Raw genomic sequence first — 23,893 nt, 5'->3', positions numbered from 1 at the left:
AGACGCATAATAGAGACACAATTCCTATGAACCCTTCCCGCCGAACGGCCCTTAAAACCCTGACTGGTAGCGCACTGACTCTGTCGCTGACCGGCACTTTCGCTACTGCTATGACCCCAACCGAAACGGCGGCCCCACTCCTGAAAGGCCGCATCAACCACTCGGTATGCCGGTGGTGTTACAGTAAAATTCCACTGGACGATCTTTGCAAAGCCGCGAAGGAAATGGGTATAAAATCCATTGACCTGACTGGTCCGGACGAGTGGCCAACGCTGAAGAAATATGGTCTGACATCGGCGCTGCCACAAGGTGCCGGTAAAGGAATCAATGATGGGTTTAACGACCCCAAGTTTCACGATGAGCTGGTGGCCAGTTACGAGGCCATCTTCCCAAAGCTGAAAGAAGCCGGAATGACTACCGTGATCTGTTTTTCGGGAAATCGCCGGGGTATGAGCGACGAGCAGGGGGCTGCCAACTGTGCCGTGGGTCTGAAACGCCTGATGCCCAGCGCCGAGAAGTACGGTATTACCATGATCATGGAATTGCTGAACAGCAAGGTAGATCATAAAGATTACATGTGCGATCATACGGCCTGGGGTGCCGATCTCTGTAAGCGCGTCGGCTCGAACAACTTCAAGCTGTTGTACGATATTTACCACATGCAGATCATGGAGGGCGACATTATCCGCACCATCCGCCAGTACCAGCAATACATCGGTCACTACCACACGGGCGGCAATCCGGGGCGTAATGAACTCGACGAGACGCAGGAGATCTATTATCCGGCGGTCATGAAAGCGATTGTCGATACCGGTTTCAAGGGATATGTAGCGCAGGAGTTTATTCCCAAGCGTGATCCACTGACGAGTTTGAAAGAAGCGGTGCTACTCTGCGACGTGTAGTAGAACGGATCATAACAGATACAGGAAGGGCAGGCCATAACGGTCTGCCTTTTTTTGTGGCTGGTAGCCAGCCAAGCGATCACCCGGAGGTTTGAACTGGCTAATAAGGCCATGCCCCTTTGCTAAAAGAGACTGTAAAAAAGCATCTCTGCAAAAACATACCGATAAGTAAAAACACATAGATAAGTCAACCGTATACCTATATACGATAGTATCTTTCTTATAAAATACTAGAATTTATCAATAAAATGGCTTATTTCTAACAGAATATCTACACATATGAAAAAGAACTATGTACTCTCAAGACAGCTTATCGGGCTGGTAATTTTCTGGACAGGGCTTGTAATCCACCCTGCCGGGGGGCAGTCCATACCAGACGCGCAGTGGGCCCGGGTTGGCCGAACGCTGGCCATAACTACCGATGGCAACATTGCAACGGGCGATGGACTGCAAGTGGTTAAATATGACCTGGACGGCGATAAACTCCGCTCAAGTGGATTAATTGGCGGTACGTCGTACATAGGAGGGAAAATTCCGGGATGCCCCTCCTGCTTACCGAATGTGGGTGGGTATTCAGCGGTGACCAGCATACTATTCACTAATCCTACGTCGAATGGCGGCATATTGTTGATTGGACGGGAATACGGAACAGGGTACAGTATCCTCGCCCGCCTAAATGCTAATTTAGGTTCGGAAGGTGCCGGGCAAGGGGTAGCCTACGCGCTGGGTACGCCCGACGCGGGAGTTCTGACCCTTACCAGCGGTATTGAGTACAATGACACGAAGATAAAGACGTTCATTAGGCGCAATGGCCCGCAAGCCTCATGGTCTCGATCGGTAGCTTTCCCGGCTCCCTATCCCGCCACGCCCGACAACAGCGCGACAATAGGCAATGTGGCTATCAATACACCCGACGGCGGGTATCTGGTGGCCGGGTATTTCAACTCCGTCGGCGACTATGTGCCAGGTGGGGGCTGGGTAGCCAAGCTAAACGGCAATGGGGATGTCATGTGGCAGAGACTGCTAAACGGTCTACCCTTAACCATGAATATAAATGGCCCTTTGCCGGGCTCGATTACTGCCCTGAAGTCGGTCACCGATGTGCTCGTGTCGGCCGATGGTACCGGTTATGCGCTGGTTGGTGCCGGGGTAGTACCCGCCAAATATCCCGGCGCACCAAATACGGCTATCGTTGAACTGAACGCGGATGGTAGTTTCAGACGGGCGCGGGTCATCGACAATACCTTCACCGATGCCTACATCACGGTGTATTCAGGTGCTGGCGGAAAGAAGTATTATGCCGTGGGGAACTCCTCGCTACAGAACGGGGTAGACCCCCAAATTCTGCTGGTCGATCCGACGGAGAAGCCACTGAACGAACCCGACTTGCTCAAGGTGGTAGCCCGGCGAACTTTCGAGGGGCCCGGCGATGGACCGCTGGTTAAGATTGGCGTAGCCGGCGATGGTAGTCTGGTGTTTGCCACGGCTAATAATCAATTGGTCAAGCTCGTGCCGGAATCCCAGAATACGGGCGCTTTCCGGTTAACGACACCAACGTATAATTGTCAGACCGGAGCTATTGTCTTCAACACCAGTGGTGGAGATGGCTCGCTGATTACGTATGAGGCACCGGGAATCAGCCGGGCGTCGGCGACCAGTAACACGGGTACGGTGGAGGAGGGCCTGCGGAATGATCCCAAGATTATTCCGATCACGGCCACCCAGAATGGCGTCAGCGTCGTTTATAAGTTCGATCTGAGAGCCCCCTGCAGTAATACGACCGCCCCGCAGCCTCCACTGAGCTACCCTATTCCAAATCTATCCTATAAGGCTGGAGAACCCTTGCTCTTTTCACTGGGGTCTTACTTCTCCGATCCTACCACCGGCATACCCGGTTATAACTCCGATTGGATGATCAGCGCGGAGGGGCTGCCCGATGGGCTGGAGCTACAGGTCCGGTCTTATCCGTACTATACGATTCCAAACATACCGATCGTAGGCACCCCTCGTACGCCGGGAGTCTATACGGTGAATGTTACCGCCAGCACAAGTGGCTACCGCAGCGACCCGCTCCGCGCTACCTTCACCATTACGATCACGCCAAACGGGCAACCTGTTGAGCCGCCAACGCCCCCTGTTACGGGCGGTTCGCTGACGCTGACACAACCTACTTATACCTGTGCGACGGGGGCTATTACCTTCAACACCAGCGGGGGTGATGGGTCACCCATTATTTACATCGCGCCCGGAATCAGCCGTTCGTCGCTTACCAGCAACACGGGTATCGTGGAGCAGGGTCTGCGGAATGACCCCAAACCACTGACCATTACGGCTACCCAGAACGGGATAACCGTCAGTTATACGTTTGACTTTGGGGGGTACTGCGCCAACCCTCAGCCGCCTGTAAACCCACCAACGGGTAACGCACTGGCCTTACTGCCCCCAGCCTACGACTGCGCAACGGGCGCTATCACCTTCCGGACGAGTGGCGGCAACGGGACACCGATCGAGTATGCGGCTGCGGGTATTACGGGCTGGACATCTAATCCGAACCAGTTCGTGGATCAGGATAGCCGCACGGCCAACGATGTGCAGCCGTTCATGCTGATGGCCCGCCAGAATGGCGTAACGGTCACTTACGAATGGAACCTGAAAGCAGCCTGCGGTCGGGCCCGGACGGGGGCTGTTGAACCTGAGGCCGAACTGAGCCTAACGGTGCTGGGCAATCCAACTACCGACCGGGTACGGGTGCGGCTGGGTGGCGTCGACGGTCGGTCGGTGCGGCTGGTACTGAGCGACGCTGGTGGCCGGGTGCTGGAGAACCGGTTTGTGGAAGGGACTGAGGGAAATGGCGAGCAGGTATTTGACCTTCAGCGGTCACTGCCGGGTCTGCTGTTGCTACGGGCTACGACCCCATCACAGACGAAATCAGTTAAAATCCTGAAGCAGTAAATTCCCGGGTCAACCAACAGCGCCCGTACATTAACGTGAATTCGGGATTAGATTTGGCCCGTTAGGGCCTTAACAGCGTAGCGTCGGTAGAAATTTTCAGCGTCTATGTACCTGACGGCACTGCTGAAATCAAATTGTCCTACCGCTCCGGCGGCCTACCAACGCTGCGCTGTAAAGGCCCTAACGGGCCAAAATTAAGGCAGCTTAATCCCGAATTCACGTTACACTAGCTTTCAACGCTGGCGTACGGGCGCTGTTACTCAAACAAGCTTGTAGTTCTTGTACTCGCCGATACGCCAGCCTGTTAGTTTTTCGACAAAAGCCAGCAAACGCAGGCGGGGCGTTTTATAGTTTTTCTGGCGTGTATCGAAGTTGAACGACCAGTTTAACCGGTCTACGCGGGCCTGCATAACGGCCGGGTGAGCGCCGGTGAAAGGCAGGAGCGAGTCGGCCTGATTATAATCGAAATCGGGTGCTTTTTCTGGTTCCGTCACGACTTCTGTGCCATCGTCGTGATAAAACCGGTGCATGCTTTGCAGGCGGGTATGCTGCGTTTTGGGTGGTCTTACCCAACCGTAGTGATAAATATGGGCGTCGATCAGTTTAACGCGCAACTTCTGGTTGTCCCGGCTGCGGAATCCCTGCGCATCTTTGTACGAAACCACATTGCCCGAATTACGAATGATGCGAATTTCGCGCCGGTACCAGCGTCGGGAGTTGCCCACATAGCTGTAGGAACCATAGAAATGTAGGTATTTGAATAGTAGACCATCTACGGTAGGATCAGCGAGGTAGGTTTCCATCGCCTGCCGAACGGCGGGGATAGACTGTTCATGCAGCACCTCGTCGCCCTGGATATAGAAGGCCCAGTCAGCATCCGGCGAGATCGCTGCCAGGGCTTTGTCGGTTTCCTGAGCCAGCACCCGCCCACCCGCCCGGGCTGTCTGATCCCAGGTGGTATGAATAATCCTGATTTTGTCGCTTGGAATAGCCTTAATCAATGCCAGCGTATCATCGTCCGAATCCCCAACGGCCACGACGAACTCGTCGCAGAGCGGCAGGACAGAGGTAATAGCCTCAACGATAGGATAATCGAACTGGACAGCATTACGGATAAAACTAAAGCCGGCAACTTTCATTGGGTAGACTACGCTTGGAAATACGGGCCAAAGGTATCGTTTTGATTTTTCTTACAGTAAAGTTGTCCGGACTGGAGGCCATTTACCCGGCTTTACCGACAGTAAATACCCGTCTGCCTACTTATCCGGGCAACTGACATACATAATCGGGATCAGTACCTGAAATCTGAAGACCTTTGGTTAAAGATCAGTGCGGTAGTACGTGCTTTTCGAACCTTCCTCTCTTTTAACACATCTGTATGATCACCCCTGGTAAGCTAATCCGTTTCCTATGGATTATCTGGTTCGTTACGGCCTGTAGTCAGACCGATACGACACTTGACCCAACAACACAGAACCAGTATCTGGTGGGCAGCACACAGCTGGCCCAGCTGACAAAAGAACAGACACTGGCCCAACTCAAGCAGGACGCTACGTTATTCGGGGGTGTTTCGCCCGATCTATTTGTACAGAACGGGTGTACCGTGTACCGGCTTACCTACCGGACCAAGAACGTAGATGGCAGCGATATAACTGCGTCGGGTGCGCTGCTGGTGCCAACAAAAACGGGTCCATTATCCCTTATCAGCATTCAGCACGGTACTATTTTCGATGAGACCCTGGCACCGTCCTATTACGCGCCAGGTACCGAAGCCTACACCATGGGAACGCTGGGCGCAGCACTAGGCTACCTCATTGCGTATCCCGATTATATTGGTTACGGCGAAAGCAAACAGGTGCTGCATCCCTACGAACACCGGAAAACGCTGGCTTCGTCCAGCTACGACATGTTACTGGCCGTTCGGGAGTTTTGCCAGCAGAAATCCATCGGCTGGAACAACAACCTGTACCTGTCGGGCTATTCCCAGGGCGGGGGCGCCACGATGGGTCTGCAACAGAAAATTGAAAGTGAAAGCCCCATGGCGTTTGCTTTGAAAGGGGTTAGCTGCGGAGCAGGTGCTTATGACAAAACCAGTTTCTCGAAGTTTTTGCTGGGTAATCCCTCGTCGGGTCTTCCTGTTGCCAACAGCCAGTATATCTGGGTCATGCAAACCTATAATCGAATTTACGGCTTCAACCGGCCCCTGTCGTTTTACCTGAAAGAACCTTATGCCACCCAGGTGCAAAGCCAGGGAACGGCGGCTACGATCAACGTCAGCCTGCACCTGGCCCTCACCGACACCTTTCGTGCCGGTATCCTGAATGGCACCGATACCGAATACCTGAACGCCCTGAAAGAAAACGATATCTATAATTTTGTACCTAAAACGCCCACCTTGCTCATTCACGGTACAGACGATAAACAGGTGTACTTCCTGAATAGTCAGAATGCCTTCGATGCGATGAAGAAACAAGGCGCTCTGTCCGTACAACTGGTGCCGTTGCCGGGAAAGGCTCATGATACCAGCATCCCCGATTACCTTGTTAAAACCCTACAGTTCTTCTCGACCTTGCAGTAGCTTTCACTGCCGGATCAGCTTTCGGCTTACCGATGTAGTTTCGGTCTTCAGTAAGACATAGTAAATGCCGGGTGTAGCAGGCAGATTAGGAATGATTCGCTGGTGTTTGCCGGCGGGCTGGCCCGGTAACGCCAGACTTTGCAATAGCCTGCCCGTAGCGTCGGTGATGTTCAGGTGTAGGTCGGCACCCTGCGTAAGCTGGTAGCGTACGGCCACGTCGCCCGCCGACGGATTGGGACTGACAACCAGTTCGAACGAGTCGATGGGTTCACTGGCCAGCACTGGCGCGCCAAAAGGTAACACCGCGGTATCCATCCATTCAAGCCGGTTTTTAATCCACGCTTTCAGGTACGTAACTTCGTCCTGGTAGGTTTTACCAACGTAACTGTTGGGCCACACATACTGGCCCAGCACCGGCCACCGCTGGAAGTTGCGTATTCGGGCTTCGGTCAATACGCTGGCTACCGAATCGATGTGTGCCTGAATGCGCTCGGTTTTCAGCACCGTCTGACGCAGAGACTGGTACTTGACCCGTACTTTACTGGCGAAGGCCCGGTCCGTCAGTAAGCGGTCCCACCAGAACGGTGTCTGGAACCCATCGGTAGGGCAGATACGCGGAAAATCGAAGGCCCAGCCCAGGAAGGTGTTAGCCGAACAGTAATCGGCGTTACCATAGGCAAGGTTATAGTCCCAGATTGGACCGATGGTGATCTTGCCGGCCGCGCCCTTCGAATCACGATCTTTGTAAAAAAACGTGCTGAGCCGATACCCGTCCACATTCTTACATACTTCGGTCATCAGCATGTAATCCACGAAGGAGTCGTCGTTGATGTAGTTGCGGTAACCGGTCAGGGAATCCTCGAACGCTGCTCCGCTGAGGGCTTTTTCAAAGTCGGTGATGTATTTTCTGGCATACTGAAATTGTTCTTCGGCAAGATCCTCCGGTTTAGGGCGGTCAATCTGAATGGGAATGGCCTGACCCCGCGTTCCCCGGTAGGGCGAGTCCCAGCTACGCGAAAGTGATCCTTCGGTTTTATCGATCTTGAAAATATAGCCGCCCGTCAGCGCATCCCCCGTAATATCGGTCTTCTTGATGCTGGTGATATTCACGCGATTTTTGTTTCGCTTTATTTTCTCGAACAGGATATAAATGCCGGCATAACTTCCATTGAGAACTACTTCGCAGTAGCGATAGCGGGGGGTGTAGTACGGGCTCATCGCCCGGTTCAGGTCGTAGGTCAGTGTTTCCCGGATGAGGGTTTTGTCATTATAGGTTGCGTTCAGGACCCAGTCTGATTCGGCTGGCATACCCAGAACCGATGCGTTGACCGAGCTGATGCCCAGCGAATCGCGCAGTTCGAATCCATATGATTTCTTTGGGAAAAGCGCCTGTGACGAAGCACCCCGAATTTCAATGCCAATGGTGCTGGTTAGTGCGGGCCGGTCGGTGGCGGTGTTGCGTTTACCGGAACCGTTATCGATGATGTGCAGGGTAGCCGTAACTTTAGGCTCATTGACAATCGTTCGCCCGTCGGTATCGATCACGACAATGGGTAGATCGGAAGATAGCACTGCCTGTGCATAAGCGCCCATCGATGACCCGCTGAGGGAAAACAGTAACCACAGACAATAGCGTCGCATACGAAGAAAAAGTTAGGATCTATAAAAATAGGGCTAAATTTTTGTACATTAGAAGGGAGCATAACACGGGAATCGATTTTGTTGATTTTGTATACTCATAGGTCAATACGCGGCAGCTCATGGAAGATCGCTTCGTTGAAAAAGCTACCGAAGCCATCGCCGACAAGTACCGGCTGTCGATTCTGATAGAGCTCTCCCGAAAAGGAACGCTGACCTGCACCGATATTCAGGAATTGACGGGTCTTTCGCAGCCAGGCGTGTCTCATCCTGTGAAACTCCTGACCGAAAGCGAATTGGTCACTCGGTGAATATGCACCAGGGCGGTGAAGTTATCGCGTCGTTGGCAGCGGCCGCTGCCGGTCAGATCTACAGCGATACCGACGGGATCCCGGACCACCCAACGCCCCGTGCGCTGACAACGGAAGAAGTGAAAACCACCATTCAGGAATTTATTGCGGCAACTAAAAAGCCATCGACGCGGGCTTTGACGGTGTCGAGCTGCACAGCGCGAACGGCTACCTGATCGAGCAGTTTATCAGCCCCGATTCAAGCAAGCGTACCGACGAATACGGTGGTAGCGTACGGCCTTGAAGTCGTAGGGGTCGTAGAAGTCGTAAGTCGTAGAAGTCGTAAGTTGTAGGGGTCGTAGAAGTCGTAAAAGTCAAAAGTGGCTGTCGCAAGAGCAATACTCAAGCGTCAGCCACTTTTGACTTTTACGACTTCTATGACTTTTGACTTCTACGACTTTTTACACCAGCACCGTTTTCAGGATCTGGTCCAGGATCAGGCGGCCATCCATATTGCCCAGGGCAGGGTCGGCGGCCCGTTCGGGGTGGGGCATCATACCAAAGACGTTCTTGCCTTTGTTGGTGATACCCGCAATGTTTTCAAGGCTACCGTTGGGGTTGGCCGCATCGGTGATGGCACCGGTTTCGTCGCAGTAGCGAAACAGCACCTGCCCGTTATCATTGAGCGATTTGAGCGTATCGGCGTCGGCAAAGAAACGGCCTTCGCCGTGGGCCATCGGAATTTTATAGGCCGGGCGATCCAGACCCGCCGTCAGCAAGGCATCGGGCGACTGGGGCGACAGGTAAATGTTTTTGCAGATGTACTGCTGGTTCGCATTCCGCAGCAACACGCCCGGTACAAGCCGTGCTTCGGCCAGCACCTGAAACCCGTTGCAGATACCCATCAGGTAGCCGCCCCGGTTGGCATGGGCAATAACTTCGTTCATGATAGGCGAAAAGCGCGCTACAGACCCTGTGCGCAGGTAGTCACCATACGAAAAGCCACCAGGCAGGATAATGAAATCACATCCCTGCAGGTCGTGGTCTTTATGCCAGAGTTTAACAACTTCCTGGTCCATCAATTCCAGCGCGTCAACTGCGTCCTGATCGCAGTTAGAGCCGGGGAATACTACAACGCCAAATTTCATGGGCGAACGATTGAATTAGTGAAAGAGCAGCAGGGACTGAACTGGGAGTCCCTTATTCCTCGTGAACAAAGGTACAAAGTTTATTTGACCTCTACCGACTGACCGGCCATGGATGCCTTACCGCGTTCAAACGTCAGGTCGATCCGGCCGAGATTAATGCCGGCAAAACCTACCTGATTAATCCAGATCGGCTGGCCGTCGGCGTTGTTGACCGTGACCGGCGCATCCAGAAACGTGTGGGTATGGCCGCCAATAATTCCGTCGATATTCCGGGTCCTGGCCGCCAGTACGTTATCTGATACGGTTGGTCCATCGTACTTATAACCGAGGTGCGACAGACAGATAACATAATCGCACTTCTGTTCGGTTCGGAGCCGGGTGGCCATATCGTTACCAATGTCGATGGGGTCGAGGTATTTGGTTTCTTTATAGGCATCCTTCGGGATCAGCCCTTCCGGTTTAATGCCCAGCCCGAACACACCCACTTTGATACCGTCTTTCGTGAACACCTTGTAGGGCTTGGTTTTTCCGTCGAGCACGGTGTTCCTGAAATCGTAGTTGGCAATGAGCAGGGGAAACGTCGCCTTGCCGAACTGCGTAACCATGTTGTCGATGCCGCCGTCGAAATCGTGGTTTCCAATTGTCCCGGCATCGTAGCCGAGCTGGTTCATGGCCAGTATTTCGGGCTCACCCTTGTAAACGTTGAAATAGGGTGTTCCCTGAAAAATATCGCCCGCATCGAGCAACAGCACATTTTCCTGCTCCTGCCGGATCTGCTGGATCAGCGTGGCCCGGCGGGCTACACCCCCGCGCCCGGCGTTCCGGCTTCCGTCCATCGGGAAGGGGTCCAGTCGGCTGTGAACGTCGTTCGTATGCAGGATCGTCAGCATCGTCGTTTTGGGCCTGGCGCTACCAGCCATGATGTCGGGCGCTACGGAGCCGACAACAGCGGCCGTGCCCAGCAATTTAAGAAACTGACGTCTAGTTGAGGCTGATGCGTCCATCGGAAGTTGGCGTAAGAGGTTGACCGGTTTTGCCCTGCTGCCGGAAATAGTCGATCAGGGCATCACGCATGAGATAATTAAGGGTTTCACGCTTGATGGCGTTCTTTAGGAAATTGGCGTTGTCGCCCCCGTCGGCGATATAATCGCTCGTCACCACCGTGTAGGTTTCGCTTGGCTGGAGCGTCCGGCCATTGGTAAACGTTACCGACTGGGCTTTGCCATTCTGAAGTTTGGCCCGCATACCGCCTACCACGAGTTTGTTGCCACTGGAAAAATGATCGAGCAATTGCTGGAGCATGTCGCCGGTGAGGGTCAGCACGACCAGTTGATTGTCGAACGGCATCACTTCGAAGACCGAGCCGGTGGTGATGTTACCTTCCGGCAAGTTGTTGCGGATACCGCCGAAGTTCAGGTGCGAGCAGTCGATGGGTTTGCCGTAGCGCTGAATTGACTGTTGGAGCAGGGCGTCGGTCAGGATATCATTGAGCGGGCCGTCGGGCTGGCCTTTTTCGATACGTCCGGTGGAATGGGTCAGCACCTCGTTCATCGTTTTTTCCAGACCCTGCCGGTAGGGGGTCAGGAAACGGGCGACGCTGGCATTGGCCGGGGCCGTTACCGAATCGACACCAATCCGGCTGGCGGTCCGGTTCGTGAGGTGATAGCCGGGGCTACAGGAAGCCAGGCCAGCCAGTGCCAGCCATAGAATGAGCTTTTTCATAATAGCCTGCAAGTTCGTAAACTCTGCGCAATGTCGCTATAGGCGATTGGGAGTGAATGGATACAGGATGGAAATCGATGCCATTAGCCCTGGTGCCGGTATTCGTTTCCATTAGCTTTCAATTCGCCAGGTGGGTAACTTTAATATATTTATAATAGACTTATCCTGTGGGGTAATAGTTCTATGCTCATAACGCCGGTGTAGGTACGGAGCCGGTAATAATCGATGAGTCCTGTAGCGAGTTATAGGACTCATCGATTAGCCTGCAACCTTTTAAATCTGCCTTGTTTTATGGCTTTATTATCGTTCCTGGATCGGGAGAATACCGTTGCCGGACCCGGCTACAGCCGCTGGCTGTTCCCTCCGGCCGCGCTGGCCGTTCACATGTGCATTGGGCAGGCGTATGGCCTGAGCGTTTTTAATATACCGTTGTCGCGGCTTATCGGCATTACAGAGTCGGCTCCCGGCGACTGGTCGCTGACGGCTACGGTGCAGGTGTTTAACTTCGCCTTCTTCTTTCTGGGCGTGTCGGCGGCTCTGTTTGGCAAGTGGGTCGAACGCAGCGGCCCTCGCAAGACCATGCTGGCCTCGGCGCTGTTCTTTACCAGCGGTTTCCTGGTCTCGGCCCTGGGTATACGGCTGCACAGTCTGCCAGTGTTCATTGGTGGTTATGGCGTGCTGGGTGGCATTGGTCTTGGACTAGGCTATATCTCGCCCGTTTCAACCCTGATGAAGTGGTTTCCCGACCGGCCTGGTATGGCTACGGGCTTGGCTATAATGGGCTTTGGCGGAGGTGCCATGATTGGCTCGCCACTGGCCGTAGCGCTGATGAAGCACTACCAGACGCCCACGTCAACGGGGGTTTGGGAAACATTTGCTACCATGGGCGTTATCTATTTCTGCTTCATGCTGTTTGGGGTAATCGTTGCCCGGGTGCCGGCTGCCGACTGGAAACCGGCAGGCTGGACGCCAACGACCGATCCATCGAACAAGATGATCACAACGGCCAGCGTAACGGCCGATACGGCCATCAAGACTCCGCAGTTCTGGCTGCTCTGGGCTATCCTGTGTCTGAACGTAACGGCTGGTATCGGCGTGTTGTCGCAGGCATCGCCTATGATTCAGGAGGTGTTTTCTACAGGGCGGCTGGGTCTGGGGCGTGGTATCACGGCCGAAGCCGCAGCCGGATTTGTGGGGTTGCTCAGTTTATTCAACCTGATCGGCCGCTTCTTCTGGTCATCGCTCTCCGACCGAACGGGTCGCAAGCGTATTTACATGATCTACCTGGGGTTGGGGGCGTTGCTCTACACGCTGATTCCAACGGCGGGTAGTGCGGGTAGCCCGGCTCTGTTTGTGGCTATTTTCTGTGTGATCCTGTCCATGTACGGTGCGGGCTTTTCCACCATTCCGGCTTATCTGCGCGACATGTTCGGCACGTTACAGGTTGGAGCCATCCACGGACGGCTGCTGACTGCCTGGAGCACGGCCGCTATCGTGGGCCCTAATCTTGTCGCGTTCCTGCGTGAATATTATATTGGCCGGGGTAAACTGGCGGGGCTGACCGAAAGTGTTGCCAAGGCTGATGCCTACAATACGACCATGTACATTATGGCGTCGCTGCTGGTGATTGGCTTCATCTGTAATCTATTGGTGAAGCCTGTAGCGGACCGCTATCAGGTTAAAGACGAACCGAAACCTGTCACTGTTTGATCGATCTTATTGCATGAACAAGCCATCTCAATCCTCGCCCATGCGCATTGCTCTCGCCTGGCTGGTCGTCAGTATTCCGCTGCTCTGGGGCGTATCACAAACTCTGCTGAAAGCTCTTGCGCTATTTAAATAGGTAGACACTACCGGATGGGTGGCAGATATCAGCCCAACAGCTAAACCAATACCCGAACAAGGGGTTAAAGGGATATTACACAACTACCCGACAAACTCCTCAAACTGAATATATCATGGAAAAGACGCCCAATTTCGATGAAAATAAGCCCGTCATTCCCGCTGACCAGGCCGCAACCGGCCCGAAAAGTGGCGAACGTCCCGATCAGGGTGCCTTACCAACAAACGATCATTATGATCCGCAGGGCAAACCTGATGCCGATAAACGAGTCTTCCCGGCCCCCGATAATGTGAGTGCAAAAAACAAAAACCCGATTCTGGCCCAGCCGCCCGAAGAGTTTACCGGCCTTACCTTAGGCAAACCCGCTACGGTGGCCGCCGGGGTAACGGCCGTGTTGAAATCCATGGAGTTTTCGTGGGGTGAAGCCGGTGTTGGGCGAGGTACACATGCACTGCTGAAACTGAACCAGAAGGACGGCTTCGACTGCTCGTCCTGCGCCTGGCCCGATCCTGATGACCACCGTTCCGTCGCTGAATTCTGCGAGAACGGAGCGAAAGCCACCGCGTCCGATGCCGATACGCGCCGGGCTGACCCTGATTTCTTCGCTAAACATAGTCTGGTTGCGCTGTCGCACATGACCGACCGTGACCTTAACAACGCCGGTCGGCTAACCCATCCGATGGTGCTGCGTCCCGGCGACACCCACTACCGTCAAATCTCGTGGCCCGACGCGTTTCAACTTGTGGCCGATGAACTGAACGCGCTGAAGTCGCCCGACGAAGCCCTGTTTTATACGTCGGGGAAAGTGCCCAACGAGCCTGCTTTCCTCTATCAGTTGTTCGTCAGGCAGTTTGGTACCAACAATTTGCCCGACTGCTCGAACATGTGTCACGAGAGTTCGGGATCGGCCCTTAGTCCGACGCTGGGCCTGGGTAAGGGCTCGGTCACACTCAACGATATTCACGATGCGGAGGTGATCATCATCATGGGGCAAAATCCTGGTACCAACCACCCACGGATGCTGTCGGCGTTGCAGATTGCCAAGCGGAAGGGCGCAAAAATTATTGCGGTGAACCCATTGCATGAAGCAGGACTGAGCTATTTCAAGAATCCGCAGGATTACATGAATCCGATCAAGGCGCTCGGGACGTTGTTCGGCAATGGTACGCCCATTAGCGATCTGTATCTACAGGTCAATATAAACGGCGACATGGCCGTGCTGCGGGGCATCATGAAGCACCTGCTGGCGGCCGAAGAAGCCGCGCCGGGAACGGTCGTCGACCATGACTTTATCAAGGAATACACGACGACCTACGATGAATTTGTCGAAACCATGCGTAATACATCGTGGGACGACATCGAAGCGATGAGCGGCCTGACGCGGGCCCAGCTTAAAGAAGCCGCCGACATAATCGGGCCGAAGCAGAAAATCATTACCTGCTGGGCCATGGGCCTGACGCAGCAGAAGAACGGGGTCATGAGCATTCAGGAAATCGTGAACCTGCACCTGCTGAAAGGCGCTATTGGCAAACCTGGTGCGGGTACCTGCCCGGTACGCGGCCACTCCAACGTGCAGGGCGACCGGACAATGGGCATCTGGGAGCGCCCTCACGACGAATTTCTGGATGCTCTTAAGAAGGAATTTAACTTCGAGCCGCCCCGTGAACATGGCTGGGATACCGTCGAAGCGATCAAGGCTATGTACGAGGGTAAAACGGGCGTCTTTATCAGCCTGGGCGGCAACTTCCTGTCCGCTTCGCCCGATACCGAGTTTGTTGCCGAAGCACTTCGGAAGCAGAGCCTGACGGCCTTCATCAGTACGAAGCTTAACCGGGGTCACCTCGTTACGGGCCGTACATCGCTGATTCTTCCCTGCTTCACTCACCTCGATATTGACATGCAGAAATTGGGGCATCAGTTTACGTCCTGCGAAAATTCGATGGGCGTGGTCAGCATGAACAAGGGCATACTGCGGCCGCTGGAAGGGGAGATGCTCAGTGAGGTAGCGATCATCTCGGGCATTGCCATCTCGACACTTGGCGACAGAACCACTGCCGATTGGGTAGGGTTCACCGAAAATTACGACACCATCCGTGATGCTATTGACCGGGTTATTCCCGGCTTCGAGAAGTTTAACGAGAAGATTCGCCAGCCGGGCGGTTTCTACCTGCCGAACGGTCCCCGTGAACGTAACTTCACCACCGAAAACGGGAAGGCTAACTTCACCGTAACGGATATGGTCATGCACGACATTGCGCCTGACCAGCTGGTGCTGATGACGATCCGGAGTCACGACCAGTTCAACACCACGATTTATGATTATAACGACCGCTACCGGGGCGTTTATAACGAACGGCGGGTCATCTTTATGAACGCCAAGGACATGGCCGATCGCGGTATTCAGGATCGGCAGTTGGTCAATATTACCAGCCATTTTGAAGGGCAAACGCGAAAACTGGAGAAGTTCATTGCTATTCCGTATAACATTCCTCTGGGCAACACGGCGGCTTATTATCCCGAAGCGAATCCGCTTGTTCCGGTCGCGAGTGTGGCTTACATCAGTAATACCCCGACCTCTAAGTTCGTGGTCATAACAGTGGAGCCCGTTACCGAACTGGTAGCAACGGGGCATGGTATTGGTGAGCACGTAGCCGTGACGGCTTAGTCGCTTTTAACTCGTGATGTACTAATAGATAGTATTCAGGCGGTAGCGTCTACGCGGAGCGATGTCGGGGCGTAGGAGGAACAGGGACGGTTACATGAGGTTGCCCGGCAAAACAATGGTGGTCCGCTCGGGTCTATAATTCACGCGTCGGGGGCGTCCAAAGCCGCCAACGCTGATTTGTAGGTTGAGTAGCCCACCCGACAGAGATTTGGGTGCCAGAACCGGGCTGACGGATAGTTTAGTCCGTACAAACCAGAAATGATCTTCTACGCGGTCGGGCTGAGAGATGTTACCGCCGAATTTAAGATCCCAGATTACGCCAGCGGTGGGCATGTGACTGGCCAGCGAGAATCCTTTATAGCGATCATCTTTCCGGTCGCGGGGCAACAGGTTAAGCAGCCGGTAGCCCACAAAAGGGGCCAGCCGGGTATGTGGCGAGTCGTAAATAATACGGCCGAATCCAAGGTCGATCAGGGATGACCTGACGTGGATGCCATACGGCCATTCCTGATTCTGATCGGTGAATCCTTTTCGCAGGCTGGTATTATGGAGGCCCAGGTTGAGTAATAGCAGCGTTCGGCCAACAGCTACATCAACACCATACAGGAGTCCAACCTGCCGGGGCAATGTTTGCATCAGATTTCCGGTTGGTATCAGGGTGCTCCCGCCAACCGATAAGCCCAGCCCCACTTTTGCCGGCTGGAAGTTCGTTACCAGATCCGGTACTTCATAAAGCCGCTGGATCACCTGACGCTGCCAGCGCTTGAGCACCTCAAGGTCGTCGCCACCGCCGGTTTCTGACCGGAACCGATTTACTTCAGCCCCCAGTTCGGCGTTGGTCAGGTACTCGATCTGCTTGGCCTGTTGCTTGAAACGACGGTCGGCTTTGAGGGCAATGAGTTTGGCTTTCATCTGGCGGGCATAAATTTCCACCAGATCGAACAGCACCTGATTATAGGCCAGGGTGCGCTCATTGTGGGCTGTTTCCGAAACCCATGACAGGTTGCGGAACATGAGGCAGTAGGCATCGATGGCGGGTAACGTACCAATGACCGTTGGGCGTACATCGTACCCTATCTGATAGTAAAATTCGGAGCCGCCCAGGCCGGGTTGCTTGGGTGCATGGAAGTCGGATAGCTGTAGCCGTCGATTGGCGCTCCAGTGCAGCGTATCGATTTCCGCCTGCTGCGCCGGGCAGAGGAGCGGAAACAATACTGAAAGCAGGAGCAATAATCGATTCATAGCAGCCAGAAAATCAGGAACATGCCGGCAGATGCGGATACTCCGGCGTTGACCTGTCAAACCTAATAAAATTAATGCAAAAAAGCGCGGCCCCGTTTCCGAAGCCGCGCTGTATAATCAGGTACGCTATAGCGCGCTGGTCCCTATATATCCTCCATCAATTAGTACCGGTACATTTCCGACTTGAACGGACCTTCAACCGTTACGCCGATATAGTCGGCCTGCTCCTGCTCCAGTGGTTCAAGCCGGGCACCTACGTGGGCCAGGTGCATAGCGGCTACTTTCTCATCCAGCTTTTTCGGCAGGACGTATACTTTGTTCTCGTATTTGTCAGCGTTAGACCACAGCTCCAGTTGGGCCAGCGTCTGGTTGGCAAACGAGCATGACATTACAAAGGATGGGTGCCCCATGGCGCAGCCAAGGTTTACCAACCGGCCTTCGGCCAGCACGATAATTTCTTTGCCATCGATCTCATACATATCGACTTGTGGCTTTATCTGGCTCTTGCTGTGACCGTAGTTCTCATTCAGCCAGGCCATGTCGATCTCATTGTCGAAGTGGCCGATGTTGCAGACGATAGCCTTGTCCCTCATGGCTTTGAAGTGCCGGTCCTTGATGATCCGGACGTTACCCGTGGCGGTAACGAAGATCTGGGCACGCGGTACGGCCTCATCCATAGGAATTACTTCGTAACCATCCATAGCCGCCTGTAGGGCGCAGATCGGATCGATTTCAGTTACCAGCACACGGCAGCCCGCTCCCCGCAGCGACTCGGCCGAACCTTTACCTACGTCGCCATAACCGGCAACAACGGCAACTTTACCAGCCAGCATCAGGTCGGTAGCCCGACGGATGGCATCGACCAGCGACTCGCGGCAGCCGTACTTGTTGTCGAATTTCGACTTCGTTACCGAATCGTTGACGTTAATGGCCGGCAGGTGCAGCGTACCGTTTTTCATCCGCTCATACAGGCGGTGAACACCGGTTGTCGTTTCTTCCGACAGGCCTTTGATACCCTGGATCAGCTCGGGATAGACGTCGAAGACCATGTTGGTCAGGTCGCCACCATCGTCGAGGATCATGTTGAGCGGCTGGCGCTCTTCCCCGAAGAACAACGTTTGCTCAATACACCAGTTAAATTCTTCTTCGGTCATGCCTTTCCAGGCATACACGGGAATACCGGCAGCGGCAATGGCCGCAGCGGCATGGTCCTGCGTCGAGAAGATATTACACGACGACCAGGTCACATCGGCACCCAGTGCAACGAGTGTTTCGATGAGGACAGCTGTCTGAATCGTCATGTGCAGGCAACCGGCAACACGAGCGCCTTTCAGTGGCTGCGACGGGCCGAACTCAGCGCGAAGGGCCATCAAACCTGGCATTTCAGCTTCGGCAAGCCGGATTTCTTTGCGGCCCCATTCGGCGAGGGCGATGTCTTTAACCTTGTAAGGTACGTACGTGGAAGTTTGCATTGCTACTGTTTGAATAGCTACCCGCAGCTTATAATAAGATGTAGGCCAGCTGATTAGATTCTTACTAAAGTACAAAAATAAGCGTCTTCGGGCAGAAATTCTAACAGTTTAATAGATTAGCCCTGCATCCTCATCATAGCCTTTGCTCCAGGTTTGATTTGCACCCTATTCTACGGTAAACCGGGCGTTGTGGCATAGAACGTGGCATCACACTAACAAAAATAAAGGCAGGACACTTGACAAAATCTGATTTAATACCTAACTATGTAAGAACTTACGTAGTTACTTACCTATTTATGGATTTTATGGCTGACATGGCCGAACTGGCGCTCGCCAGTCGGCTTCGGCGCCTGAGTGACACCTACTGGCAGGGTGTTACGGCAACGTATCGACAGTTCGGTGTGGACTTCGACGTACGATGGGCTACCATTTTTGTGCTTATTGCCCAAAAGGGGCCGGTGGCGGTGATGGAAGTTGCCGATCAGTTGGGCATCTCGCACCCCGCCGTTATTCAGGTGATTAATGAACTAGAGAAGCGTGATCTGATTGTATCAGCCAAATCGGAGCAGGATGGTCGTAAGCGATTGCTAACCCTGAGCGAGTCCGGGCAGGCTATGCTTCCCAAATTACAGCCGCTCTGGGATGCGTTTGTGGTTGTCAACCGGGACATGATGGCCCGTCAGACGCATAACCTCCTGGTATCATTGAGCGAAATGGAAGTGCAACTCGCCGACCGAAGCTTTTTCGACCGTGTGCAGGATCAGTTACTAAACCCCAAATGACGATGACAAACATCTCCATCATTCCTTATGACGCTCGTTACCAGCCCGATTTCAAACGGTTGAACATTGCCTGGATCGAGCAGTATTTTGCTGTTGAACCGCACGATCTGGAACAACTCGAACACCCGGAACAGCATGTGTTGCCCAATAACGGCCAGATTTTCTTTGCCTTGTCTGACGAGGTCGTTGTAGGCTGTGTAGCGGTCGTAAATACGGGTGAAACCGGGTATGAACTCGCTAAAATGGCCGTTTCCCCCGCGATGCAGGGGCACGGCATCGGTAAAAAACTATGTCTGGCCGCTATTGAGTATGCCCGTCAATTCGGCATCGGCACGCTCTGGCTCGAATCGAACCGGAAGCTGACACCAGCGCTGACGTTGTATCGAAAGGTAGGGTTCAACGAAGTGCCCAGCGTGCCAACGCCCTACGCCCGCGCCGATATTCGGATGGAGATCGTGTTATAAATTGGTTATGCTTGCTTAATGAGAAGACCTGGATTACTACCGGTGACTTAGAGCTAGTGATGTAGAGCCACTACCAGGGGCTTTGCCCACTGGCAGGGCTGTAATCTCGCCCTGCCAGTGGGCAAAGCCCCTGGTAGTGGCCCATCCGATGTGAGAAACCCGCTAACTTCTCTTATTTTTTTATTCTTCCAGGTAGTCCAGGTCTTTCCCGTGCGTTTCCGGAATGGTCAGGATGGCGTAGAACCCGATGATGAAGGCGAAAAGACCGACTACGGCTCCGGCATTGATGGTATTGATGAGGGGTTTCAGGGCCTGGTAAGAAAGAGTCATTGGAATCACCAGCCCCCGCACCATGTTTGGAACGGTTGTGGCGGCCGTGGCCCGTAGGTTGGTGCCAAATTGCTCGGCGCCAATAGTTACGAACATGGCCCAGTAGCCGATGCCAAAACCCATAGCCAGACAAAGGCCATAGAGCATGGTTGCGCTGGATATGCCTACGAACAGATACACGAGGCTGAACAGCAGTGCGATGCCCATGAGCAGGGCCACGCCTTTTTTGCGCGATTCCAGCCGGTGGCTGATAAACCCACTGGAGAGGTCACCAATGGCCAGACCAACGTAGCACCACATGATGGCCAGCCCTGGCTGAATCTCTTCACTGATGCCCAGCGCTTTTCCGAATTCGTTACTGAACGTAGCCAGAATGCCGATCACAAACCAGGTAGGCAGGCCGATGCCGATGCATTTGATATACCGGCTAAACCGATCGGCGTTGGTGAAAAATGAAAAGAAGTCGCCCCGCGTAACGCCCGTTTGTTCGGTGACGTTCTTGAACATACCCGACTCTACCACACCCACCCGCAGCAGCAGTAGACCAAAGCCCAGCCCGCCCCCAACAAAAAAGGCCGTTTGCCAGTCGAAGAGTTTAACCGTGAAATAGGCCACTACAGCGCCGAACAAACCAACGCCTGCCACCAGGGACGTCCCAATAGCGCGCTTTTCTTTCGGCAGTACTTCACTGACCAGCGTAATGCCAGCTCCCAACTCACCCGCGAGCCCGATCCCGGCTACAAACCGCATCAGGGCGTAGTAGGTCGTTGGGTCCATGAACGTTACGTTCGTTACAAACCCGCAGGCGATATTGGCAATAGAATAGGTGATGATACTACCGAATAACACCGATAGCCGCCCGCGTTTGTCACCCAGGACTCCCCAAAGCACACCGCCAATAAGCAAACCACCCATTTGCCAGTTCATAATGGATGTACCCACGGTCGAGATTTGATCGGGGGTGAGACCAAGGTCTTTCAAACTCGGTACACGGACGATGCCGAAGAGGAGCAGGTCGTAAATGTCGACGAAGTAGCCCAGCGCGGCTACGATGACAGGTAAGCTAAACAGGCCGGGGGGCGTTGTTTGACGTTCAGAAGGGGGGAGGGTAGGAACAGCCATACGGCGAAATCAGTGAATCGAAACGAAATGATTCTGCAATAATACGAAAGGACCGAAGAAGATTGGGCGGTTTGGCAAGAGGTGGAATAAATTTGGCCCTAATAGCCTGGATCTCCGGAAACCTGACCATATCAGCTTCGGAAGACCGGCACTACCATTGCTACGGGTACCTATACCAGAGTTGATCCGGATTGGTCCTGGTCGGGGTCAGCGGTCGGCTGTTGCGCAAAAACCGGCTCGGCTACCGGCGTTGGCGGCACAGGAGAAACAGGTTTAGGCAAGGTCATGTATACCGAATAAGCCGTTCCCAGCGACCAGACCTTTAAGCCGACCCGCGCAAAGACCAGTGCCTGCTGCACCACGAACATGAGCAGGATCGTAAGCCAGCTGTTCATGGGAATTAGGTCTTCGAGGAGGAAATAGAGCCCAAACAGACCAGTGCCAATCCCAATCAGCAGCCAGTAGCGCCCGTAAGTTTGCCCCAAATTGTGTAATACAAGCCGCCCGGCCCGCCCAAATGCCCGAAAGGCGGTGTGTTCGTCCTCACTAAACATGAGCACCTTTGCATAATCGCCGATGCAGAGCAGTAGTGTAGCTGTCAGTACGAACAGCGCAAAAAAGGTCAGACCAACCCAGAACACGCCCCGCTCGGTCATCGTGTCGCTTAGCATCATGCTCACCAGGGTACCAATGACGAGCCAAATACCTGCGCCAACCAGCACAAACAGCAATGTAACGCCGAACAGCCGGATAAACCGACCTACATAGTGGCTACAGGCCGATAAAAATGGAGCAACCTGGAAGCGGGCGACCGAACGCAGAGCGGGTGCAGGCGAAAAGCACCATAAAATGCCTCCTGCCGTAAATACGCTCATAAACAAATACAGAACACCCAGCCATCGCCCTACACTCATCAATGGACTAATGGCAGGCCCGCTACGGCGCATAAAGTCCGAAAAAATGGTGTAATCGAAGCCGTTCAGCAGGTTCATGAACGCCAGCGAGTTCTGATCCTCGCCCTTCAGGGTGTTATAGAGCGGTAGCGCAGCCAGCAAGCTCAGCACCAGGGTAACGCCATAGAGCAGCCCAACGAGTCGAAGTAAACGGAGGGTTTGGCGGAAGGAAACAGACAGCGCATTCATCAGGCGGGTAACGAACCGTTGTCGGAAAGGGGGCGGTCGTCGGCCGAAGCTACAAATTCTTTAGTTCCGAGCAACGGGTGCTCTGTCCGGATTTTTTCCTGCAACTTCAAAAAGCCATCGATGAGTGCTTCGGGGCGAGGTGGACAGCCGGGTACATACACGTCGACAGGAATAATCCGGTCGACGCCTTTTACCACATGGTAGCCATGTTGCCAGTAAGGGCCTCCACAGTTGGAGCACGACCCCATGGATATTACGTAGCGGGGTTCGGGCATCTGTTCATACAGCCGCCGGATGCGGTCGGCCATCTTGAACGTTACGGTGCCAGACACGATCATGATGTCGGATTGGCGGGGGGAGGGGCGCGGAAAGATACCGAAGCGTTCCAGATCGTAGCTGGCGGCAAAGGCCTGCATCATTTCAATGGCGCAGCAAGCCAGCCCGAAACTCATGGGCCACAGTGATTTCTCCCGCGACCAGTTCAGGAGTTCTTCAGAACGCATCAGAATGACGCTGGCTTCACCGGATTTATCGGACACGTTGACTGGATTCATAAGCGTAAAGATATAACAGGCCAACAACTCATTGCGGCACGCGGTTCAGTATGTCGCTCTGGTGGATGTACGTAAACGGCTCGAGTTGCCCGCGCAGGCTTTCGGCTATCTGTTCGGGCGTTTGCCCGAAGGGGCGTATCGTTTTGCGGGCCTGGGGACCAATGTTACGTCCGATGATCGCGCCTGCTGCTGCCCCGCTGGCGGTAGATAACAGCAGATTTACGCTGTATAGGGCAGGGCTCCGAAACGGGTTTTTCCGGCTGGACCGGATGGTTAGAAAAGCAAGAAGACCGCCCCCCACAAGCGCCCCCTCAATGGTGCTTCTGCGTCGTTTATAGTGAATCACCACTTTGCGAATGAGGGTCAGGGGAATTCGATACTGTCTGTTATTTTGCTTACTGTCCAGGTAAAGATCCTGCTCCTGCACGGCATACAGAACCCCCCGAAATCGCTTGCCATTCTGTGTGCTGACCCGCACGTCGTAGGACTCCACCGACTGGTCCTGAGCTGCCGCACGAACGTAGCCAAACAGAAGCAGGATCGCCACAAAGGCTGAACGGCGTAGCATGGATTAGATCAGCGTTTATACCGCTCATTTACCTGTTGGTACAAGGCAGGTGGTACGTTCGTGTCCAGCGTCGGTATTTTCGGTTTGGGCTTCACCCAGTCGAGGTAGCCTTTGGCCCATACATAAGCCAGGCCCAGGGCCAGCACGGCGACGAACAGAAAAACTTCCGTCAGCGCAAACCAGCCCCAAAGGCCGCCCGTCTCGCGAATGAGCTGCTCCTGCCCGAATACGGTAGCCCATGGAAAGAGAAACACCAGTTCGACATCGAACAGCACAAATACGAGCGCTACAACATAAAACCGGATGTTGAACTGCACATTAGCGTTTCCTGTTGGCTCCTCCCCAGACTCGTAGGTGCTATTCTTCTCCACATTGGGTCGATGCGGACGCAGCAGCCGCGCCACAAACAGCACGATGCCAATGAAGGCAAACGCGGCCAGAATGAATAGCAGAATAATGCCGAAGTCGGAAAGCATGCG

At 54.0% G+C, this 23,893-nt stretch carries 23 protein-coding genes; 11 read left to right on the top strand and 12 right to left on the bottom strand.

The genetic code is table 11. The features are described 5' to 3' along the window. Positions 1–26 precede the first annotated feature (26 nt). On the top strand, positions 27–902 hold the full coding sequence (locus FH603_RS21085; protein ID WP_186739684.1) for a hydroxypyruvate isomerase family protein: 876 nt from the start codon (positions 27–29) through the stop codon (positions 900–902). A 279-nt stretch (positions 903–1,181) separates the two neighbouring features. Continuing rightward, on the top strand, positions 1,182–3,854 hold the full coding sequence (locus FH603_RS21080; protein ID WP_186739683.1) for a hypothetical protein: 2,673 nt from the start codon (positions 1,182–1,184) through the stop codon (positions 3,852–3,854). A gap of 260 nt (positions 3,855–4,114) precedes the next feature. Here FH603_RS21080 and FH603_RS21075 read toward each other — a convergent pair whose 3' ends face one another. Then, on the bottom strand, positions 4,115–4,993 hold the full coding sequence (locus FH603_RS21075) for a glycosyltransferase family protein (RefSeq protein WP_186739682.1): 879 nt from the start codon (positions 4,991–4,993) through the stop codon (positions 4,115–4,117). A 239-nt stretch (positions 4,994–5,232) separates the two neighbouring features. Between FH603_RS21075 and FH603_RS21070 the strand changes: the two genes are divergently transcribed. Continuing rightward, positions 5,233–6,432, top strand: coding sequence for an alpha/beta hydrolase family protein (locus FH603_RS21070; protein ID WP_186739681.1), 1,200 nt, complete (start codon positions 5,233–5,235; stop codon positions 6,430–6,432). 3 nt (positions 6,433–6,435) lie between these two features. Here the strand turns inward: FH603_RS21070 and FH603_RS21065 are convergent, their stop codons facing one another. Continuing rightward, positions 6,436–8,073: a CotH kinase family protein gene (locus FH603_RS21065; RefSeq protein ID WP_186739680.1), complete on the bottom strand. Its 1,638-nt coding sequence runs from the start codon at positions 8,071–8,073 to the stop codon at positions 6,436–6,438. A 119-nt stretch (positions 8,074–8,192) separates the two neighbouring features. Between FH603_RS21065 and FH603_RS21060 the strand changes: the two genes are divergently transcribed. From FH603_RS21060 to FH603_RS29135, 3 genes are read left to right on the top strand one after another with little or no spacing between them, the layout of a single operon-like run. Further along, positions 8,193–8,381 carry an ArsR/SmtB family transcription factor gene (locus tag FH603_RS21060; RefSeq protein ID WP_186739679.1) on the top strand — a complete coding sequence of 63 codons (189 nt, stop codon included), beginning with the start codon at positions 8,193–8,195 and terminating at the stop codon, positions 8,379–8,381. Continuing rightward, positions 8,378–8,596: a hypothetical protein gene (locus FH603_RS21055; RefSeq protein ID WP_235985422.1), complete on the top strand. Its 219-nt coding sequence runs from the start codon at positions 8,378–8,380 to the stop codon at positions 8,594–8,596. Before FH603_RS21060 ends, FH603_RS21055 begins: the two co-directional genes overlap by 4 nt. After that, positions 8,545–8,664, top strand: coding sequence for an oxidoreductase (locus tag FH603_RS29135; protein WP_342355221.1), 120 nt, complete (start codon positions 8,545–8,547; stop codon positions 8,662–8,664). The genes FH603_RS21055 and FH603_RS29135 overlap by 52 nt, the downstream gene beginning before the upstream one ends. Before the next feature lie 157 nt (positions 8,665–8,821). Here FH603_RS29135 and purQ read toward each other — a convergent pair whose 3' ends face one another. From purQ to FH603_RS21040, 3 genes are all read right to left on the bottom strand, one after another. Next, entirely contained in the window at positions 8,822–9,508 is a 687-nt protein-coding gene (purQ, locus tag FH603_RS21050; protein ID WP_186739678.1) for a phosphoribosylformylglycinamidine synthase subunit PurQ, read from the bottom strand. A gap of 80 nt (positions 9,509–9,588) precedes the next feature. Next, positions 9,589–10,512 carry a bifunctional metallophosphatase/5'-nucleotidase gene (locus FH603_RS21045; protein WP_186739677.1) on the bottom strand — a complete coding sequence of 308 codons (924 nt, stop codon included), beginning with the start codon at positions 10,510–10,512 and terminating at the stop codon, positions 9,589–9,591. After that, positions 10,490–11,230 (bottom strand): 5'-nucleotidase C-terminal domain-containing protein, encoded by a 741-nt coding sequence (locus FH603_RS21040; RefSeq protein ID WP_186739676.1) that lies wholly within the window; start codon positions 11,228–11,230, stop codon positions 10,490–10,492. The genes FH603_RS21045 and FH603_RS21040 overlap by 23 nt, the downstream gene beginning before the upstream one ends. A gap of 291 nt (positions 11,231–11,521) precedes the next feature. Here FH603_RS21040 and FH603_RS21035 point away from each other — a divergent pair, with 291 nt between their 5' ends. The 3 genes from FH603_RS21035 to FH603_RS21030 all read left to right on the top strand — a co-directional run bounded on the left by FH603_RS21035 (position 11,522) and on the right by FH603_RS21030 (position 15,738). Beyond that, entirely contained in the window at positions 11,522–12,940 is a 1,419-nt protein-coding gene (locus tag FH603_RS21035; RefSeq protein ID WP_186739675.1) for an OFA family MFS transporter, read from the top strand. 40 nt (positions 12,941–12,980) lie between these two features. Next, positions 12,981–13,073, top strand: a complete 93-nt coding sequence (locus FH603_RS29300) for an MFS transporter small subunit (RefSeq protein WP_425326521.1) — start codon at positions 12,981–12,983, stop codon at positions 13,071–13,073. A gap of 115 nt (positions 13,074–13,188) precedes the next feature. Next, a complete protein-coding gene (locus tag FH603_RS21030) occupies positions 13,189–15,738 on the top strand; it encodes an FdhF/YdeP family oxidoreductase (protein WP_186739674.1) in 2,550 nt (849 codons plus the stop codon). 90 nt (positions 15,739–15,828) lie between these two features. Here FH603_RS21030 and FH603_RS21025 read toward each other — a convergent pair whose 3' ends face one another. Both FH603_RS21025 and ahcY read right to left on the bottom strand, forming a co-directional pair. Continuing rightward, positions 15,829–16,980: a hypothetical protein gene (locus tag FH603_RS21025; protein ID WP_186739673.1), complete on the bottom strand. Its 1,152-nt coding sequence runs from the start codon at positions 16,978–16,980 to the stop codon at positions 15,829–15,831. Positions 16,981–17,141: 161 nt separating this feature from the next. Beyond that, complete coding sequence (ahcY, locus tag FH603_RS21020; RefSeq protein ID WP_186739672.1) at positions 17,142–18,452, bottom strand: adenosylhomocysteinase; 1,311 nt, start codon at positions 18,450–18,452, stop codon at positions 17,142–17,144. A gap of 296 nt (positions 18,453–18,748) precedes the next feature. On the opposite strand from ahcY, the gene FH603_RS21015 reads away from it, so the two are divergent. After that, the gene (locus FH603_RS21015; RefSeq protein ID WP_186739671.1) at positions 18,749–19,234 is read left to right on the top strand and encodes a MarR family winged helix-turn-helix transcriptional regulator; all 486 of its coding nucleotides are present in this window, start codon (positions 18,749–18,751) and stop codon (positions 19,232–19,234) included. Positions 19,235–19,236: 2 nt separating this feature from the next. Next, positions 19,237–19,698 (top strand): GNAT family N-acetyltransferase, encoded by a 462-nt coding sequence (locus FH603_RS21010; protein ID WP_186739670.1) that lies wholly within the window; start codon positions 19,237–19,239, stop codon positions 19,696–19,698. A 180-nt stretch (positions 19,699–19,878) separates the two neighbouring features. On the opposite strand, the gene FH603_RS21005 is transcribed toward FH603_RS21010, so the two are convergent. The 5 genes from FH603_RS21005 to FH603_RS20985 all read right to left on the bottom strand — a co-directional run bounded on the left by FH603_RS21005 (position 19,879) and on the right by FH603_RS20985 (position 23,890). After that, positions 19,879–21,150 carry an MFS transporter gene (locus FH603_RS21005; RefSeq protein WP_186739669.1) on the bottom strand — a complete coding sequence of 424 codons (1,272 nt, stop codon included), beginning with the start codon at positions 21,148–21,150 and terminating at the stop codon, positions 19,879–19,881. A 170-nt stretch (positions 21,151–21,320) separates the two neighbouring features. Next, positions 21,321–22,292 (bottom strand): hypothetical protein, encoded by a 972-nt coding sequence (locus FH603_RS21000; RefSeq protein WP_186739668.1) that lies wholly within the window; start codon positions 22,290–22,292, stop codon positions 21,321–21,323. After that, positions 22,292–22,846 (bottom strand): NADH-quinone oxidoreductase subunit B, encoded by a 555-nt coding sequence (locus FH603_RS20995; protein WP_235985423.1) that lies wholly within the window; start codon positions 22,844–22,846, stop codon positions 22,292–22,294. Before FH603_RS20995 ends, FH603_RS21000 begins: the two co-directional genes overlap by 1 nt. Before the next feature lie 28 nt (positions 22,847–22,874). Beyond that, positions 22,875–23,414, bottom strand: coding sequence for an LSm family protein (locus tag FH603_RS20990; RefSeq protein WP_186739667.1), 540 nt, complete (start codon positions 23,412–23,414; stop codon positions 22,875–22,877). Between the two features lie 8 nt (positions 23,415–23,422). Further along, on the bottom strand, positions 23,423–23,890 hold the full coding sequence (locus FH603_RS20985) for an NADH-quinone oxidoreductase subunit A (RefSeq protein ID WP_186739666.1): 468 nt from the start codon (positions 23,888–23,890) through the stop codon (positions 23,423–23,425). Positions 23,891–23,893 lie beyond the last annotated feature (3 nt).

This window comes from Spirosoma utsteinense, assembly GCF_014282275.1.
Lineage (GTDB): Bacteria > Bacteroidota > Bacteroidia > Cytophagales > Spirosomataceae > Spirosoma > Spirosoma utsteinense.
The sequence above is the reverse complement of the archived record's forward strand: the minus strand, read 5'-3'. Positions and strand labels throughout refer to the sequence as shown.